22 protein-coding genes are annotated in these 16,832 nt (G+C 34.2%); 21 read left to right on the top strand and 1 reads right to left on the bottom strand.

Features of this window, described 5'->3' with window-relative positions:
* Positions 1-118 precede the first annotated feature (118 nt).
* The 20 genes from KJS36_RS02735 (at position 119) to KJS36_RS02645 (ending at position 14,799) form a co-directional block, all read left to right on the top strand.
* On the top strand, positions 119-781 hold the full coding sequence (locus tag KJS36_RS02735; RefSeq protein ID WP_213534093.1) for a class A sortase: 663 nt from the start codon (positions 119-121) through the stop codon (positions 779-781).
* A gap of 14 nt (positions 782-795) precedes the next feature.
* Positions 796-1,257: a hypothetical protein gene (locus KJS36_RS02730; protein WP_213534091.1), complete on the top strand. Its 462-nt coding sequence runs from the start codon at positions 796-798 to the stop codon at positions 1,255-1,257.
* A 218-nt stretch (positions 1,258-1,475) separates the two neighbouring features.
* Complete coding sequence (locus KJS36_RS02725; protein ID WP_213534089.1) at positions 1,476-1,826, top strand: hypothetical protein; 351 nt, start codon at positions 1,476-1,478, stop codon at positions 1,824-1,826.
* Positions 1,827-2,991: 1,165 nt separating this feature from the next.
* Positions 2,992-3,372 carry a LytTR family DNA-binding domain-containing protein gene (locus KJS36_RS02720; RefSeq protein WP_213534087.1) on the top strand — a complete coding sequence of 127 codons (381 nt, stop codon included), beginning with the start codon at positions 2,992-2,994 and terminating at the stop codon, positions 3,370-3,372.
* Between the two features lie 139 nt (positions 3,373-3,511).
* A complete protein-coding gene (locus tag KJS36_RS02715) occupies positions 3,512-3,961 on the top strand; it encodes a hypothetical protein (RefSeq protein ID WP_213534085.1) in 450 nt (149 codons plus the stop codon).
* Positions 3,962-3,974: 13 nt separating this feature from the next.
* A complete protein-coding gene (locus tag KJS36_RS02710) occupies positions 3,975-6,602 on the top strand; it encodes a C47 family peptidase (protein ID WP_213534083.1) in 2,628 nt (875 codons plus the stop codon).
* A gap of 29 nt (positions 6,603-6,631) precedes the next feature.
* Positions 6,632-6,880 carry a hypothetical protein gene (locus KJS36_RS02705; protein WP_213534081.1) on the top strand — a complete coding sequence of 83 codons (249 nt, stop codon included), beginning with the start codon at positions 6,632-6,634 and terminating at the stop codon, positions 6,878-6,880.
* Between the two features lie 576 nt (positions 6,881-7,456).
* Positions 7,457-7,963, top strand: coding sequence for a hypothetical protein (locus KJS36_RS02700; protein WP_213534079.1), 507 nt, complete (start codon positions 7,457-7,459; stop codon positions 7,961-7,963).
* Positions 7,964-8,123: 160 nt separating this feature from the next.
* Positions 8,124-8,489 (top strand): hypothetical protein, encoded by a 366-nt coding sequence (locus tag KJS36_RS02695; RefSeq protein WP_213534077.1) that lies wholly within the window; start codon positions 8,124-8,126, stop codon positions 8,487-8,489.
* A gap of 46 nt (positions 8,490-8,535) precedes the next feature.
* Positions 8,536-8,805, top strand: coding sequence for a hypothetical protein (locus KJS36_RS02690; protein ID WP_213534075.1), 270 nt, complete (start codon positions 8,536-8,538; stop codon positions 8,803-8,805).
* Positions 8,795-9,439, top strand: a complete 645-nt coding sequence (locus KJS36_RS02685) for a hypothetical protein (protein WP_213534073.1) — start codon at positions 8,795-8,797, stop codon at positions 9,437-9,439. Before KJS36_RS02690 ends, KJS36_RS02685 begins: the two co-directional genes overlap by 11 nt.
* Before the next feature lie 207 nt (positions 9,440-9,646).
* The gene (locus tag KJS36_RS02680) at positions 9,647-10,189 is read left to right on the top strand and encodes a hypothetical protein (RefSeq protein ID WP_213534071.1); all 543 of its coding nucleotides are present in this window, start codon (positions 9,647-9,649) and stop codon (positions 10,187-10,189) included.
* A gap of 191 nt (positions 10,190-10,380) precedes the next feature.
* A complete protein-coding gene (locus tag KJS36_RS02675) occupies positions 10,381-10,575 on the top strand; it encodes a hypothetical protein (RefSeq protein WP_213534069.1) in 195 nt (64 codons plus the stop codon).
* A gap of 102 nt (positions 10,576-10,677) precedes the next feature.
* A complete protein-coding gene (locus KJS36_RS02670; RefSeq protein ID WP_213534067.1) occupies positions 10,678-11,148 on the top strand; it encodes a hypothetical protein in 471 nt (156 codons plus the stop codon).
* Between the two features lie 685 nt (positions 11,149-11,833).
* Positions 11,834-12,097, top strand: coding sequence for a hypothetical protein (locus KJS36_RS02665; protein WP_213534065.1), 264 nt, complete (start codon positions 11,834-11,836; stop codon positions 12,095-12,097).
* Positions 12,098-12,307 (top strand): hypothetical protein, encoded by a 210-nt coding sequence (locus tag KJS36_RS10775; RefSeq protein WP_244842589.1) that lies wholly within the window; start codon positions 12,098-12,100, stop codon positions 12,305-12,307.
* The gene (locus KJS36_RS02660; protein WP_244842587.1) at positions 12,285-12,566 is read left to right on the top strand and encodes an N-6 DNA methylase; all 282 of its coding nucleotides are present in this window, start codon (positions 12,285-12,287) and stop codon (positions 12,564-12,566) included. Before KJS36_RS10775 ends, KJS36_RS02660 begins: the two co-directional genes overlap by 23 nt.
* 9 nt (positions 12,567-12,575) lie before the next feature.
* Positions 12,576-12,845 (top strand): hypothetical protein, encoded by a 270-nt coding sequence (locus KJS36_RS02655; protein ID WP_213534063.1) that lies wholly within the window; start codon positions 12,576-12,578, stop codon positions 12,843-12,845.
* 308 nt (positions 12,846-13,153) lie between these two features.
* Positions 13,154-13,861 carry a glucosamine-6-phosphate deaminase gene (gene nagB / locus KJS36_RS02650; protein WP_213534061.1) on the top strand — a complete coding sequence of 236 codons (708 nt, stop codon included), beginning with the start codon at positions 13,154-13,156 and terminating at the stop codon, positions 13,859-13,861.
* Between the two features lie 89 nt (positions 13,862-13,950).
* The gene (locus KJS36_RS02645) at positions 13,951-14,799 is read left to right on the top strand and encodes an aldo/keto reductase (RefSeq protein ID WP_213534059.1); all 849 of its coding nucleotides are present in this window, start codon (positions 13,951-13,953) and stop codon (positions 14,797-14,799) included.
* Positions 14,800-14,860: 61 nt separating this feature from the next.
* On the opposite strand, the gene KJS36_RS02640 is transcribed toward KJS36_RS02645, so the two are convergent.
* Positions 14,861-16,012, bottom strand: coding sequence for a hydroxymethylglutaryl-CoA synthase (locus tag KJS36_RS02640; protein ID WP_213534690.1), 1,152 nt, complete (start codon positions 16,010-16,012; stop codon positions 14,861-14,863).
* Positions 16,013-16,321: 309 nt separating this feature from the next.
* Between KJS36_RS02640 and KJS36_RS02635 the strand changes: the two genes are divergently transcribed.
* A partial coding sequence (locus KJS36_RS02635; RefSeq protein ID WP_213534057.1) for a KxYKxGKxW signal peptide domain-containing protein occupies positions 16,322-16,832 on the top strand: 511 nt, incomplete at its 3' end.

Below are 16,832 nucleotides of genomic sequence, written 5' to 3'. Positions count from 1 at the left end.
GAGACAAAGAGAAGAAATACACAAAACTAAACAGAGACGAAAGAAAAATTACTCCTTAGTAAAAAAGAAATCAAAGACAAAGAAAATACTGGTGCGATTGAGTGTGTCGCTATTGGTATTGATTGGATTAGTTTTGACCTTTCAAGTGCCACTCACGCATTGGTTTGTCAATCACTTTCAACAGAAGTATGCGTTACAAAGTCTTTCAAAAGACCAACTCAAAGCGAACCAGAAGAAAGGAAATTTTGATAGCAGCAATGTCAAGACCGTGAATTTCCTTGATGTAGCAAAAGCTCAAATGGAAAATCATAATTATCCTGTGATTGGGGCAATAGCTTATCCTGAGTTAAAAATTACTTTACCCATCTTAAACGGTGATGGGGATGCGACAATGTTATACGGCGCAGGCACAATGAAACCAAGCCAAGTAATGGGACAAGGTAATTATGCGCTGGCTAGTCATCATGTTTCCAATGTCTATGGACATTCCGCTGATGGACTTTTATTTAGTCCTCTACAAAATGCGAAGACAGGTCAGAAAGTATATCTGACAGACAAAGTAAAGGTGTATGAGTATAAAACAACGAGTGTTCGTATTATGTTGCCAAGTCAAGGAAATGTTATTCAAGATGTCAAAGGGAAAAAAGAACTCACATTAGTTACTTGTTATAGTGATGACCGTTACCGGATTATCGTTCAGGGAACGTTCATCAAAGCGATGCCATTTAATAACAAGAACGCAAAGTTCTTTACAGCTCAATACACCCAATGGTGGAAATAGAAAGGAATAGTATTATGCAGGAACGTAGAACAGAGACTTCAAAAAAGAAAAGCAAGAAAAAATCTAAGATGTTGACTGGTATTCTAGTCATGTTGGTAGTGATTATTGGCGGAAGTGGAGTAGCTACTTTTCACTATTTCTATCCGCAAGGTGTCAAGAAAGATGTTTCAGCTCCCTCTACCTCACAGCATACTTTACCTGATAAAATCAAAAGTAATTCCAAAGCTCCTAAAGCTAAGGAGAAGCCGATAGCAAGCGTTTCTCATTCTCCCAAACAAGTGAGCGCTCCATCTGTTTCTAGTGCACAGCGTTCTGCTCACATGCAGGAACAAACAACACAATCTAAAGTACCAGTACAACAAGTCTCAACCACTCAATCAGAAGATGAAAATAAAGCAAAAGAGGATGCAGAAATCAATCAATTAACAAAAGAGTATGAAGCAAAAGGTTACCAAGTAACAGTGACCCACCGCTAAATCCAAATATCCTAAATGGATATTTTTTTGTGTTCTTGATTGAATAAATTTCTTTATCCCTGTCTCAATTTGTGTTAATTTGAGATATATTAAAACAAATTGTGACAAATTACTACAATTTGTGCTATAATAGATGTTGTGAGCTGTTGCAATTTGTCTTAAAACGATACAAAATGTAGCAGACTTCGACAAATTGTATCAACGAATAGGAGAATAGGATGCGTAAACGCCTTACAATTTCACTTGAAGAAGAAGTCATGGACTCTTTTTCTTCAATTTTAACCAAAGAGGGCATGACAATTCAAACGTTTTTAGAGTTGATTGCCAATAAAACCGTAAATACAGGGGAAAGTCCTCTTACTCTAGGTTGGAATAGTGCTATTTTTACTCCAAACACAGAGAATAAGTTACAAAATCAAGAAATGAAGCCCTCAGAGAAGGCTGAAAATCAGACAAAAACCAAGAAAAAAAGTGCTATTTCAACCTCAAAAATGACTGAAAAGCACGAAGAAGAGGTTGTTAATATTGAGAATAATATCACAAATCCTTTTGCAGGATTAGCCAAATAATCCCAGAGTTAAGCGATTTTAAGTGGTGCTAAGAGTAGAAAATAGAATGAGTTCTAAAAGTGCATAAAATCATATTTTTGCATATTTATGTACTCATTCTTTTTTATTTATCTTAAATGACAAATGGCTCTGTTGAGCCTTTTTTCTTATCTTTAAGAGTATTCTTATTTTGGACGTCGCTTTGTTGAGCGATTTATACCGCCTTTAAGAGTGAAAATACTTGCTTATTTTGGGGATTGGAACTTTTGAGCTTTTTGAATAAAATACGAGATGATTTAAGCAAATTTTGAAAATAAGAAAAGGCTTTGTTGTGCGATTTGTAATAGCGTTAAGAGTATTCTTATTTTACTTTTGGCTGTACTAAGCCATTTCTTATCCTGATAAGAGTGAAAAGTCATGAAAGAAGTGTAGAAAATGCTGTATTGAGCTATTTCTCCTATCGTTAAGAGTCACTCTTATTTTGCTTTCGCTCTGTTGAGCGATTGTGACATCTTTTAAGAGTGAGAATTATCAGGAGGGCTATAAAATGAAATTTATGTGCTTTTAGGATAAAAAGAAGAGATATTTTGTACAAATTTTCAAAATGATGAATGGCTTTGTTATGCGATTTCTGTCAGTATTAAGAGTAATCTTATTTTAACTTTCGCTCTGTTAAAGCATTTCTTGTACTGATAAGAGTGAAAAGTCCTAGAACAAGCACATAATTCCCAGAGTTAAGCCATTTATCCTATCATTAAGAGTCACTCTTATTTGCACTTGCCTCTGTTAAGCGATTTTCCCCCGCAATAAGAGTGAATACTTGTGAAAAGTTAATCAATCTTACTATCAATAAAATGTATATTTATCTTTTCGCATGGTTGAGCGATTTATAAGGTTGTTAAGAGTGAAAAATGGTTAAAAAATGGATAGGATTAACTTTCACTTTGGAATCTTTCTTGTGTCAGTTATATCAAACCTTAAAGATAGTTTTAAAAGTGTACAGCTAATAGTTGAGGAGTGGCTTTTTCTGTGCGAAATGGCAGTTTTAGAGTGAGAGTGAGATATTGAATAATATACACTATTTTGATATGTTGATTAATTAAATATCGTCATTGTAAATTTCTAAATGTGAATATTCTTTAATACACTATACTATAGATTATGGAAAACTATTTTAGGAGAAAATATGGGTTGTCTTTATAAAGAAAAGATTGTAGGCGAAAAAATTTTGTTTGTCGAAAGTGATAAGCAACACCCTCATTATTTGGAGGTATATACGGAAACTAAACAATTTAAAATACGTGAAAGTCTAAAAAGGTTTGAAGAATGTCATGAAGAATTGATAAGAACGAGTATTTCTACCTTATCTAACCCTTTATATATTAAGAAAATATATAAAAGATACAGTGCGTTTGTAATTCAATTTAAGGAAGATGGAAAGGAAGCAGAGCTTTCACGTCATTATTGGCAAAAACATAAAAAACTTTTAAAACAATTTAGATGGTTTGTAGTGGGAGTATTTTTACTTCAAAACATTAACATATCTTTGTTTAACCTATTTTTGTGAAATAGGTTTTTTTATCTCTTTATTAACTTTTTAGAATAACTAATTAAAATTGCAACCTATGATTTTCTTAGTATATTATTAGGCGATTATATAAAATTAAATTAAAATTAAAACAAACTTAAAAAGAAAGGAGAAAAAAGTGAGAAAGTGGAAGAAAAAGGGAAGTTTTATGATAGTCGGTGTAATTATTATAAGCATCATTGCACTAACTATTAAAGGAGGTGAAATAAAAGTCCCCAAAATTAATCAGACACGGTTGAGTGAAGTAAAATTAAAAAAAACTAAGGAGGCTTTCAAAGCAAAGGAGACAACCCAACAAGAAATAAAAAAAGATAAAGCAGTAAAAACAACAGTCAAGTTAGAATCAAATTTAAAAATAAAGAAAAGCAATATTGATAAGTATAATAAAGAACTACTCAAGAACGAGAACTTTTATGTTTTATTAAAAAATGAGGGAGGAGAATTTGTTCCAAAAGAAATAACGGAAACAGACTTAATTGAACTTGAAAGAAATTCTAAAGATACAAAATTCTCAATTAGTCAGATGAAGTATCAAGGGAGAGTATATACAATCATTAAAAATAGATAACAAGAGGTAATTTATGACAATAAAAAAATTAAAATCTAAACTTGCAATTTCAACCAGTATTGGTATTCTATTGTTTTCAGCTTTTGCACCTCCAGCACTCGCATTTTCAAATGCAAATACAGCCTATTCAGAGGATAATATTAGTGTTGATATAAAACAAATTAAAGAAATAGCAGAAACAACTCTTATTGATGTTAATTCTCTTATTTTACCATCACAATCACTTGCGGAAACAGCAGCATTGATGGTAGAGCTGGATAACATAGAGACTGAGGGAGTTTTTTATACTGGAACAGATGTTCTTAAATATTTATATCCTAAAGATACAGCGGAACAATTAAAAACAGAGAGTGTCACAGCGGAACAAGTTGTTCAATGGTTAGCATCAATAGGTTATACCGCAACTGTTATTAATCGGTCTCTCACCACTGATGAAATCAAAAAGAATCTGGACAACTCTCAGCCAATGTTAACAGTACTGGAAGGACAAAATGATGAGGATTGGCTGAATAAAACTTCAGCTGGAATGCTTTATGCACATGATGATGTAGAAACAGGCACAGAGACAGGAAACTTGCACGAATCTTTTATTAAGACCTATAATTATGGAGAAGCAACGATTCAAGACGGAGCAGAAGCAGAGCCCTTCCAATTTTCTGCTACATCAGAAAATCCTGATGAAATACAGAGAACAAATTCATTTAAATGGGTAAAAACAATTACTGATTTAAAAAAAGACCCTTCTTGGGAAAACAGGGAACAAATTCGAGAAGATAGAAAATCAGGAATATTTAATACTACCTTAATCAAAGAAGGTTCAAATATTGTAGAAGCAGATTTTATTGACCAAGATGTTATGCATTTATGGGGGGCGGATACGAGTGACTCTTCCGATGTTAGCACTACTAAGCTGGATGCAGTAGCATTAATTAATTTATATTTTGATTCTGAACACCAAAAAACGGTAGCAGATTTGAATAACTTTGCTAATCTTTCAGAAGATGAAGATATTTCTTCTAAACAAATAGAAGATTGGTATTCTTCTTTGGGTTTTGTCTTTGATACGATAGATGGTAAGTTGACCAAATCATTCACTAAAACTTTAGGAAGTGAAGGAAAGCTTTATTTAACAGTATTGGATGCTGTTAAAGCAGATAATCCGAGAAAAAATGAAGCGGTAATTGGAGTTGGATTTGCAGACAATACAATTGCCTATACAGTAGATTGGGTAAATGTAAAGGGTGAACAAATTAATCCTCAATATATTGTTGACTATTCCCTAAGTACTGCTATTACCACTCAAAATGAAAAAATGAGAAATTTTGATTATGATGTTGTTAGGAGAGATGGTTTTGAGGGCTCAACTTATTATTCTTGGGATTATAATACAGAAACTACCATTTATAATATTCGACAAAAAGATAGTCCAACACCTACGGAAACACCATTTACAAATTCTGAGCCAACCAATTCAAATTCGACGAATTCGGTTTCTCTTCCCGTAGCTACATATTACACAGCGCCAGATTTTGGAGTTCGTGAAACTCAAGGACAAGAGCCTTGGTGTTCAGAATATGTTGCAGCAGCAGCGATTAATACGATTGGTAAAGCCAAAGAACTAGGTAAACCAATAACAACAGCAAAAGAAATTATGCGAGCATATAAACCAGGAGTACCTGATGATGAATTGACAACTATGACAGGGGGAGATATTGGAGAAAGTCTCAAACATCTTCAGGAAACATATCAAGTTACCGCTGATGTAGAGAATCATTCTCTTAGCTTTGAGGAGGTAAAAAAAGAAATTGATAGTGATAAAATTATTCAATTAGATGGGTATGATATTAATGAAACTGCTGAACGAGGAACAATGGAAAATCCAGGACATTCTCTTGCAATTGTTGGGTATGTTTTACCTGCCGATGGAAATACAGCTGTTCATACTCCTTATTATGAAATTTGGAATCCATGGTGGGAAAAAACCTTTTATATTTCTACGAATTTTGATACAATGTTAATGGGTGGTGTGGAGTATGAATGGACACGGACATGGCATAATTGGAGAAAAACAGATGCTGGAGCTACCGTCAATGTAAGTAGTGATGTAGAACATCAAAAAGTCGGAAGTAATGTTAATCCTGCAGCAATACCAACATATAGCAGTCCAACAATTTTTAATCCTTTAGGGAAAAAAATAAATAATCAAGTGGTAAGTCAAATGGGCTCTGAAACAACTGGACAAGCTTATTTTGTTGGTTCAAAATATGGTTATGCAATTAGTGGAGATAATCAAAAAATGCGAGTACGTAAAAATAAAAATACTAAAATGATAACCTTAGGATTAGGTCTTAATTTTAGAGACTCTGTGAATGCATTAGGCTCTGGAAGAACTACTGCTCTAGTATCTGGTGTAGGGTTGGCTGTTGTAGTCGCTGTTGCTGCTTTTTTTCCGGAAGGAGTCGCAGCATTGGAATTTGTTAATAAATTAGCAGGAACTTTTGTTGGAAAAATAATCACAGGAATGTTAGGGTTGCCAGGAGATTTGAAAACAGGAGCAATTGCAATATTCTTAGCCAGTTTAGGTAAATACCTATATGATTCATATAAAATTGAAGGAGCTTATCAGTCTGCTATAGGTTGAGTGAAAAAAGTATAAGAGAGTATAATATCATGGATTTGAGAGAAAAGCGAAAACAAAAGATAGAGAGAAGATTAAAAATATACGATAATAAAAAGATAGTTTATCGTGATAGTATTATTTTTATAGTAGGCTATTTATGGACTCTTTATGGATTTTATTTATATTTTTCAACTTCTTCACTGTTAGGATTACTTACTATTGCTTTGGTCGGAGGAGGGACAACTTCTGATTTAATTCGTATGGTTAGGTATATAAAAAGAAAACATCAAGAGTACTGATAAAGTAAGATAAAGGCGTAATTCTTAAAAAAGTTACGCTTTTTACTTTGTAATATAAGAGAACTGTGAAAACTTTTGTCAAAGAAACAGATATTTTTTCACACGCGCATATTGCGGATTATTTAAAAGAGTTGCTTGCTCAACTCTAATATCATAGATTGACATTCTTTTTGATGTGAACCCAAGAATATAGACTTTTCAAAAATATGAAAGGTCTTTTTTATTAAAAAAGCGAATGATATTTTCATACCACTCGCTCATCATTTAGAATAATCTTGGGTTATCATTTCTTCTTATTTTCCGCGCCAGAGCACGATGAGCAATGCAATTTGTAACACAGCGATTATTCCATAAAGCCATGCTAAGTGATGCTGGAAAAGATACTTTGATGGTTATGTTAAATAAATTGGTTTCAAATAGCCTGTACCCTATAGCCAAAATACAACATAACTGATTAGATTTTTGATAGTTACTTTCTTATTTTCTGTAAAATTACATATTGTAAATATTGAAGCATGGTGGTAAAATGAAGCTAAATGGAAAAGTTGCAAGAGCAACGCCTAACAAAGGGGAATTATGACTAAAGAAAAAGTATCTCTTTCAAAACCTTGGCAAGATTTTTCAAAATGGGAAAAGAAGCTTTCTGCGGATGTCGATAGTCCGATGTATGAAAAATATCGTAAAGAAATCCAAGAAAATAATTATTTGGTGTTGGAAGTGTTTCAACAATACCTCAAAGAGAAATTAGGACTAAGTGATGTAGTTGTTAGAAGGCATGACGAAAATATTGATTTCTTTTTGAACGAGGGAGCGTTGTATTATGGCTTGCATACACCTGATAAAGCTATTTACGAGATAAGTGACTTTTTGGGCGATTTCTTTCCTAGAAAAGCAATGTGGGCATCACGCGCATCACTTAAACAAAATGGCGCATCTTTAAAGCGATTTTATAATTTCCTTTATGAGATGGATGAAATTAATGAGAATCAACTTAAATTTGTTAAAACATCTGTCATTTCAGGTATTCAGTCAGGTCTCGAACATATAGAGTGGCAAGAAGAATTGCTGGAAGAATGGGATTAAAAGTCTATTTGTAAGCTTTGTTTGACTTCTGCTGGTAGCAGAGAATTATATTATTATGGTTTTTTTGCAAAAGAGTGATGAGGGAATGATAGATTTAATCTTCTATCAAAGGAGGTGAGTATGGAAATCACGAGAGAAGAGTACAAAAAATATTGAGGATATGCTTAAAAGTCTTCAAGCGAATAAAGATGATGTCTGCCAAAAGAAAATGGGAATACAAAGGAAAATTGATGGTTTATTAGAACAGCAGGAGAAATTCGATAAGCATGCCGCAGTGATAGACTCATTTGATAAACAAATTTCTCTTATCAATTCCCTAGACTTGTCAGAATTAGAAGATTGGCAGAAAGCAAAATGGGATAATGGCATTGAACAAATCCAAGGAGCTAAACCTGACCTCCTACGTGTGCGTAATAATATTGAGTGGAAATTAAAGAAACACCGGCAAGAGTTAAAAACGGCAGATGATATCCTTCAAAAATTAGATGCTGTGATTGATGAATATTTAGTTTTATTGGAAAAATGATTTTAACTGGTCACGCGCGTGAGTTTTTGTTCAAAGGAGAAAGATTATGAAATTCAATAAAAGTTTATTAGCCCTTGATTTTTTGTTGTTTAGTGGCTTTGGATTGTTGGGGACATGTTATTCGATATATGCCCTAATTGTATCCCTTACTTATGGAGAGACGGACGTTATACCTAATGAATTGATTATGCTTGGTATATGTGCGGTTATCATGATTGGATGCTGGTTATTATTCAAAAGACAGCATAGAAAAAATAAAATGAATGCTCCAAAGAAAGATACGCCTGAGGAGGAAAAGAAAAAATATGGACTATAAAAAAATGGAAGAGGATATTGAAATCTATTATTCATCCGTTGAAAACGAGGAAAATGGTAGGTATCGTTCTTGGAATATTATTTTTGATGACTTTTCAATGATTGATACCCCCCATTTATCCAATGAAAAGTTGGACTATCTTACCAGAAGTCTCATGTTATATCTTGCAAATTTTGGAATGTTGCGAGGTTCATCAAAACTTTTAAAGCATAATTACCACATTCACGAAGAAGCAGTAGAGATAGTGATAGAGTCATTACCAAGATTAAGGCAATATCCAGAAAACGAAAAAGAAATTAAAGGCTATGCTGAGAAAGTTTGGGAGACGATAGATGCTTTACAGAAGTATTATAGGAAAATAGATGTAAGCCCAACGGCTACCTTAATATCTAAGATAATACTTGGAACAAGTGCAGCGATTCCAGCATATGACACATATTTTAAGAACTTTTTACGAGAGAATAGGCTTACACAAAAATTAGGAAAACAGTCTATAAGAGAAATATGGGACTTGTGGTTCGTTTTTAAAGCTAATTCTTCGGATTTACCTGACTATCCATATCCACCAATGAAATTAATTGATATGACAGGTTTTCAATTTGGAAACTCAAATTCTAAGGAAAAGAAAGCGTAATAGCAAAAAACTATAATTCCATATCTCTGTGTATGTTCCCGCGGAAAACATAGTTTTGTAATGAGCGGAATTTTCCGCCGATTGAATTTTCAAGTCAATCGCTTCTGTTATCATTATTCTGGATGATGGAACTAAATTTGAAAGAAAAAGTGTTCAAAAAATACTTTTTCTTTGTTTTGTTTAAAGAGAAAGAATAGAAAACATATCATGAAGAAGAAAAAAATGTATCAAATTCCTATGACAGTAAAATGGAAACTCAAACTTGGGATTTTTCAAACAAGTCTCTTTATAGCTTTTGGAATAATGTGTTTTTGGATTGCGATTTTTGCAAAGCAACATCATGAATTTGGAGCTTCTACTCCCTTATCTATTCCTTTGAAACTTGCTTTTATTGTGATGGGAATTGCAGGCTGGGGTTTAGCTTTTTGTTTTAGTTCACTACGCTCTAGTTTGAAGCAAAGAAAAAAGCCAGCTTTAATACTCCAAGAAGATGGAATTATATTTTGTGAAAATAAACGCCATGTTGCTTGGGAAGATATTACAGATTTCAAAACTTTGTATGAAGGAGGAAGACACGCTTCAAAGCATCTTCAGATTTATTTTAATGCAGAGGGAGAAATAAGATATATGGATTGGGATGCAAGTGTTTTAGATATTCATTTGTATAAATTTGTTGATTTTCTTAAACAAGAACGACAAAAGAGAGTAACGGATAACAATATATCTCCTTTTGATGATTTGCTTGAGTAGATTTTTCATGATGATAAAGTCGAGGCGCGTGTATAGTCTCGACTTTTTGCTATAAAAATTTTGTTTCATACAGGTGTTTTCTTTTAGAAGTCACGCGCGAAATTCTGGAATCAAAGTAGAAATAAAGGAAGTCTCCCAGTATATTTAATCTTATGAGATAATTATTTCATAGAGAAAGGTGATGAATAGATATGGAAAAGAGTAGAGAATTAGCTATTGAGATTATTGATGTGTTTGAAGATTTACTAGACAGATGCAACGTAGTCATTGACTCAGAGGAGAGAAAAGAAGCAATTTTAAACGAACAAGAAGAAGTTGCTGCCATCTATGGGGAGGAATATTATCGTATAGAAGATGAAATTACTAAAATTTTAGGCGTAAACTGAACGAGGAGATAGTCCATTAAAAATAATGTTAATTGGGTTGTTGCTTTTAACCGTATTATTGAACTCATTGCAGGGACTGTATTTCCAACAAATGATGAACCAATGGGGCTATTTTTGTATAAGCGTTCTATTCGGACGAATGGACATTTGCTTGAGGTAGGAAAGCCTACTACAACTCTGGTAACGTCTGATATAAATTGGAGAAAAGCGACAGTAGAAGAAATTTCTCTATTGAACAAGGCACTTTCTTATCCCAAAGTAGTAGAACTTCCATCCTTTCAAGCCTTGGAGAACTATACGAACTTTTTGATGAAAAAATACAGTATTAAGCATACTAAAAGGAGACACCGAGAGAGTAATATACTTCAAGCCCATAATAATCTGTATAATACGTTTGATATGTTGGGATTATCTGGAAATGGTTTTGAACAGTTGCTGGAATCTGCCAGTAGGAAAGAAATGAAGCATTTTAATGACTTTAGAGCTATTTTAAAATATGACAAGCTTCATGAATTTTACTCTGAAATTGCTGCACCTAGTCAAACGTTGGAAGAAGTGATGAAAGAAGTATAAAAAGTAAGCTATCGGAAATATTACTATCACGCGCGTGCTTAAATTTAAATTAGTAGGTGCTTTTTATATAAACACTGATAATGCTGGGAAGTTTCCCAGCGTATTTAATCTTATGAGATAATTGTTTCAAGGAGAAGAAAAAGATGGCTATTAAAAGTAACTATTATGATAAGTTTCTACGTCTTTATTCAGAAAGAAATAGATTTCAACGAAAAATCAATAAGATTGGGCAAGAATTCAAAAAAAGATTGGGAGTTATTAGAAGTAAAACATTACTCAGACTATCATTTATGTGACTATCCAAACTGTCCAAGAGGAAGACAAAAAGTTTCTGGACCTCTTACTACAGGAATAAAGAATGTATGGGTCATGAGAAACAAGATGACAGGCGAAATTTCTTAATAGATATGATAATCATGATATTAAAGAGTTATTTGAAATTGAGAATTACGGGCTTGATATAGAAAATGTAGAAAAAATAGTTGATTGGCGTGACAAGATTCCAACTGAGTTTGCATTCGCAAAAATAATTGGCTATGAGGTTGAAGAACGAAGTTAAAAACACGAATTAAAAAAATAGAAGAACTTGCAAGTGAAACAGGCGTAGGCTCTGAATTTCATGACAAAATTCAAGCCATTGTGGATGATATGAGAAAAACATGGGAAATAGAGGCGTAGGTGGAAGATGAGTGAACAAAAATATTATGTGAAACAAGAAGGGCTTATTTACCACAGAGATTATGATGGACTTAGCGATGTCTTTGAGGTATATCTTGATGAAGATGGCGATTTCGGGGATATTGAAGACCGCAAAGCATTTACCAAGCAGGAATTGTCAGAGCTGAGAGACGGAGCATTTTATCAGTCTATTGGTAACCTGTACTCAGAAGAATGGAAAAACCCTCTCATTGAGTTTGTGCCAGTGCCAGTTGAAAGTGAGGAAGAATAAATGGAAACTAATGCCTATTATCCGAGGGTCGCACAAATGAAACAAGTACAATCACTCATTGCATCTAATCAGTTGACAAAAACACGTCCTCAAAGATTGGCTGGGACAGATTACCAGCGAAGTTTTTCTTACCGAAAACAAGGATGGACAGGTTTTTACCCCAGATTATGTTGGTCGCTTGATGAGTATGATTGTATCCCAAGGAGATGATAAAAAGGAAACAGAGACAGTTGCAGATATGTGTTGTGGGACAGGTTCACTCATTCTTGGACATATTGCCAACATGCGAGAGAAGAACTCGGCTAAGAAAGTTATTGTCACAGCGTGTGATTTAGACCGTACAGCTCTACTGTGTGCTTTCATCCAGTGCGGTATTAATAATGTAAAAGGGACTTTTGAGTATGGAAACGCATTGACAAACGAAGTTTTTGAAGTTTTCTATTCAGCTCCAATCAGTTTAAGTTTTTAAGGAGGAAATATGCAAGAAGACCAACGATTTCTTGATGATTTAACAGAATTTGAGCAAGTCATCAAGGAACAGATGTACCTAGAATACAAAAAATTTTTCTTTAAAATGCGTGCTATTATTAAATGGGGTAATCCGAACAATCCAGAATCGTTGCGAGAAATGCGTCAAGCAATGATTGAACGCTTAAACGATGCTGGGGGGAATTTAAAATTCTTTGCGGAAGAAGTTAAAAGTTTCAAAACTGAAGTTGAGGAAAGCCAAGTTAATGAGAAAAAATAGAAAAACAAAAATCCTCCTAATTAGGAGGATTTGGTGTGTATATCCTTGCTTGGGTTAGTTTTGGGTTAGTCTGCGTAATTGTATATAGAAGAAACAGTTATACTAAGACTTTTAGGTAAATTAAAATCAAAATCATTTATATTCATAATGCTCTAATTATAGCATAAATCAAAACAAATGATTTCAAAAAATTTTTAAAAAAAGTGAAAGAAAATAGTTGACAAGCTCATAAAAAGTGATATAATAAGTGTGTAGATAAATTGATATATACCAATTTAAATAAAATATTCACAAAGGAGAATCAAAAAATGAAAGTTATCACAGTAAAAAACCAGCTTGAAGGCGGAAAAATCGGCTATCAACTTCTTAAAGAAGCCATGGAAAACGGCGCAAAAGTTCTCGGACTTGCAACAGGCTCAACACCAGTTGAATTTTACAATCAAGTTGTAAACTCAAATCTTGATTTTAGCGAAATGACTTCTGTCAACCTTGACGAATATGTTGGGCTTGACGGCTCCAACGACCAATCTTATCGTTATTTCATGAACAAACATTTGTTCGATGAAAAACCCTTCAAAGAAAATTTTCTCCCAAATGGTAAAGCAGCTGACCTTGATGCAGAAACGAAACATTATGACGAGATTATTGTCGCACATCCTATCGACTGGCAAATTCTTGGCATTGGACAAAATGGACATATCGGTTTCAATGAACCAGGCACATCAACAGATATTACCACTCACGTCGTTGACCTGACAGAAAGCACAATCAAAGCAAATGCACGTTTCTTTGAAAATGAAAACGATGTTCCACGTCAAGCAATTTCAATGGGACTTGCAACAATTATGAAATCAAAACAAATTGTTCTCATGGCTTACGGCAAAGAAAAAGCAGAAGCAGTCAAAGGCATGGTCGAAGGAAAAGTAACGATTGACCTACCAGCGTCAATCCTGCAAACACGTGAAAATGTCACAGTCATTGCAGATGAAGATGCAGCATCGCTACTCAGTAAATAACATAAAAAATCTTAGTAAAAACTTACTAAGATTTATTTTTCTCAAAAAATGATAAAATAAAAAGTAAATCATGAGAAAGTGAGAAAAGAATGAGCCTAACCGATACATACAACTTATCAAATGGTATAAAAATCCCCAAAATAGCCTTTGGCACATGGCAAACACCAGATGGAGATATTGCCTATCAGTCTGTAAAAACAGCATTAGAACTAGGATATCGACATATAGATACCGCGCAGGCATATGGCAATGAAAATTCAATAGGGCAAGCAATCAAAGATACTAATATTTCGCGTGACAAACTTTTTATCACCACAAAGTTATGGAATCAAGTCATTGATTTTCCCTCTGCTCAACGTGCGATTGATGAGAGTTTGATGAGATTGAAATGTGATACGATTGACCTTTTACTCATTCACTGGCCAAATCCTTTAGCAACGCGCCCTAACTTTGCAGAACGCAATTCAGAAGTTTGGCGAGCTATGGAAGAAGCAGTTACAGCAGGTAAAGTATCTTCACTTGGGGTATCCAATTTTCAGACGCATCATTTGGACGCACTATTTAAAACAGCAACAATCAAACCAGTTGTTAATCAGATTTATTGCAATCCAAGCGACCAACAAGAAGAAATAGTAACTTACAATAACATGCACAATCTATTAACAGAAGCTTATTCCCCACTAGGAACGGGAGAAATTTTCAAAATTCGAGCACTTAATACAATCGCTCAAAAATATGATAAAACAGTTGCTCAAGTTGTATTACGTTGGCATTTACAAAAAGGATATCTTCCATTGCCTAAGTCAGTCACAGCTAGTCGTATTAAAGAAAATACTGAAATATTTGATTTCAATTTGTCGGACGGAGATATGACATTTATCAATCAACTTCACGGCGCTTTACTCCCTCATAAGTTTCCTGATAATGTTCAATTTTAATAAAAAAATAATTCTGCCAAACTTTGACAGAATTATTTTTATTTGGAAAACTGATAAAAAATTATTTTCGATAAACGCGATGATTATCCAAAACTTCTGAGATAGAAAAGGGCATATCATCTGTAAAATGTGTATTATGATTGAGGTCAATATGTGTATTAAACATTCTTTCATACTCATCAATAGAAAGTTGTACTCGTCCATCAAGCAAAGCCAAGTGGGCTTTCGTACGCAAATGCTCGGCAAAACCTTCAACTAATTCAGCAGAGAAAAATTCAGCCACACTACCAGAACCATAGCTAAACAAGCCCAATTTATCGCCAGCAACTAATTCAGAAGAATTTTCTAGTAATGAAATGAGGCTCAAATAAAGTGAACCAGTATAAAGATTTCCAACTCGACGATTGTAAATAATCCCTTTTTCATATTGTGCTAATAAATGCTCTTGAAGATTGATTGGCTCAGCTTCAATTTTAGGTAACATCGCTTTTTTGCCCATTTTTGTGTAAGGTGTGTGAAATACGAGACCAGCAAAATTAGCAAAATGTGTTCCTGTACGACGCGCATATTCATCCCAAACTTGACTGAAAGCATCAATGTAAGTTGCATTAGAAAATTTTCCATCGACAGAAGGATACGCTTGTCCCATTGGACGCCAAAAATCATAAACATCTTGTGTTAAACTTACATTGTCATTTCCTAATACTAAAATATGAGGAGCAGCGCTCACTACGATTGCCACAGCTCCAGCACCTTGGGTAGGTTCTCCACCAGTATTAAGACCATATTTTGCAATATCTGCCGCGATTACCAAAACTTTTTGCTCAGGATATTGACGTACATGGTCATAAGCAAGTGCTAAACCAGCAGTAGCACCATAGCAAGCTTCTTTAATCTCAATCGAACGCGCAAAAGGTTGAATATCCAAAAGTCCATGAACAATCACAGCCGAAGCTTTTGACTCATCCACAGCTGATTCTGTACCAACGATAACCATATCAATCATCTGTTTATCTTTTTCATCCAAAACAGCAGCAGCAGCATTTGCTGCCAAAGTAATAATATCTTCTGTAATAGGATTAACCGCCATTTGGTCTTGGCCAATTCCGATATGAAATTTTGCAGGATCTACATTACGAGCCACTGCTAATTCAGTCATATCCACATAAAAATTAGGCACAAAGAAAGCAAGTTTGTCTATACCGACCTTAATTTCATTTTTATTCATAAAAATATTATAACACAATTTTTTTAGCTCCAAGGGATAGTTTTGCTCGGAAAATGTGTTACTGTTTTTCAGTATGAAAAACGATAAATCAAAAGAAGTTATTACAACACAGAAAATACATAAAACTCCATATAGTAATGATTTGAAATATTAGAACCTAGAGATTATTTTGTAGATAATTTTTTACAAAAATTTAAAAAATCTATTGCATTTATTTCCAAAGAAGAGTAGAATATAAAACAAAAAAGCAATCAAAAGATTACGAATTTTGTTTTAAAGGATTTCCCGCCTATCATGAAAACACATCCACACTCTTCTCAGAAAAGTTGTTTCCGAGCTTGGAAATCAGGCAAGCACTGGCTTTATGCGGCGACTGCTCTCGCTGTTTTAGCCGGGGCTTCTAGTCTTCCTTTTTTATCTCCAAAAGCGAAAGCGGATACACCGACTGTTGAAACAGCTCCAAGTGCCACTTTAACCTCAACATCAAGTGCTTCCACCTCAGTAGATTCTGTGGCAGTCACAGTGAATACAGATTCAGGACTTCTTTCCTCCGCAAGTTCTGGATTATCAAGTGCTGTCAATGAAGCAAACTCCGCTTCAATAGCAGTCAGTGAAACATCTTCCAAAGTCAGCCCTTCCTATGTTTCTATCACTTCTAGCTCCGCAACCAGCTCTGCCGTATCCTCTGCCAACAGTAAAAACGCATCACTATACAGCAGTACCGTCAATTCCGCCACAAGCCAAATGAGTTCAGAAACTTCCAGTGTCAGTAGTGTGACGAGTTCATATAGTTCAGCCGTCAGTT

Origin of the sequence: Lactococcus nasutitermitis (assembly GCF_018403765.1) — a bacterium.
GTDB lineage: Bacteria > Bacillota > Bacilli > Lactobacillales > Streptococcaceae > Lactococcus > Lactococcus nasutitermitis.
This window is presented reverse-complemented; position numbering and strand designations above follow the sequence as displayed.

Excerpts from the sequence above, each read along its gene's own strand:
- KJS36_RS02685 (WP_213534073.1), top strand. The coding sequence starts at position 8,795 with ATGGACTATAAAAAAATGGAAGAGGATATTGAAATCTATTATTCATCC.
- KJS36_RS02680 (WP_213534071.1), top strand. The coding sequence starts at position 9,647 with ATGAAGAAGAAAAAAATGTATCAAATTCCTATGACAGTAAAATGGAAA.
- KJS36_RS10775 (WP_244842589.1), top strand. The coding sequence starts at position 12,098 with ATGGAAACTAATGCCTATTATCCGAGGGTCGCACAAATGAAACAAGTA.
- nagB (WP_213534061.1), top strand. The coding sequence starts at position 13,154 with ATGAAAGTTATCACAGTAAAAAACCAGCTTGAAGGCGGAAAAATCGGC.
- KJS36_RS02725 (WP_213534089.1), top strand. The coding sequence starts at position 1,476 with ATGCGTAAACGCCTTACAATTTCACTTGAAGAAGAAGTCATGGACTCT.
- KJS36_RS02675 (WP_213534069.1), top strand. The coding sequence starts at position 10,381 with ATGGAAAAGAGTAGAGAATTAGCTATTGAGATTATTGATGTGTTTGAA.
- KJS36_RS02720 (WP_213534087.1), top strand. The coding sequence starts at position 2,992 with ATGGGTTGTCTTTATAAAGAAAAGATTGTAGGCGAAAAAATTTTGTTT.
- KJS36_RS02710 (WP_213534083.1), top strand. The coding sequence starts at position 3,975 with ATGACAATAAAAAAATTAAAATCTAAACTTGCAATTTCAACCAGTATT.
- KJS36_RS02655 (WP_213534063.1), top strand. The coding sequence starts at position 12,576 with ATGCAAGAAGACCAACGATTTCTTGATGATTTAACAGAATTTGAGCAA.
- KJS36_RS02670 (WP_213534067.1), top strand. The coding sequence starts at position 10,678 with ATGGGGCTATTTTTGTATAAGCGTTCTATTCGGACGAATGGACATTTG.
- KJS36_RS02730 (WP_213534091.1), top strand. The coding sequence starts at position 796 with ATGCAGGAACGTAGAACAGAGACTTCAAAAAAGAAAAGCAAGAAAAAA.
- KJS36_RS02705 (WP_213534081.1), top strand. The coding sequence starts at position 6,632 with ATGGATTTGAGAGAAAAGCGAAAACAAAAGATAGAGAGAAGATTAAAA.
- KJS36_RS02660 (WP_244842587.1), top strand. The coding sequence starts at position 12,285 with ATGATTGTATCCCAAGGAGATGATAAAAAGGAAACAGAGACAGTTGCA.
- KJS36_RS02645 (WP_213534059.1), top strand. The coding sequence starts at position 13,951 with ATGAGCCTAACCGATACATACAACTTATCAAATGGTATAAAAATCCCC.
- KJS36_RS02695 (WP_213534077.1), top strand. The coding sequence starts at position 8,124 with ATGCTTAAAAGTCTTCAAGCGAATAAAGATGATGTCTGCCAAAAGAAA.
- KJS36_RS02700 (WP_213534079.1), top strand. The coding sequence starts at position 7,457 with ATGACTAAAGAAAAAGTATCTCTTTCAAAACCTTGGCAAGATTTTTCA.
- KJS36_RS02665 (WP_213534065.1), top strand. The coding sequence starts at position 11,834 with ATGAGTGAACAAAAATATTATGTGAAACAAGAAGGGCTTATTTACCAC.
- KJS36_RS02690 (WP_213534075.1), top strand. The coding sequence starts at position 8,536 with ATGAAATTCAATAAAAGTTTATTAGCCCTTGATTTTTTGTTGTTTAGT.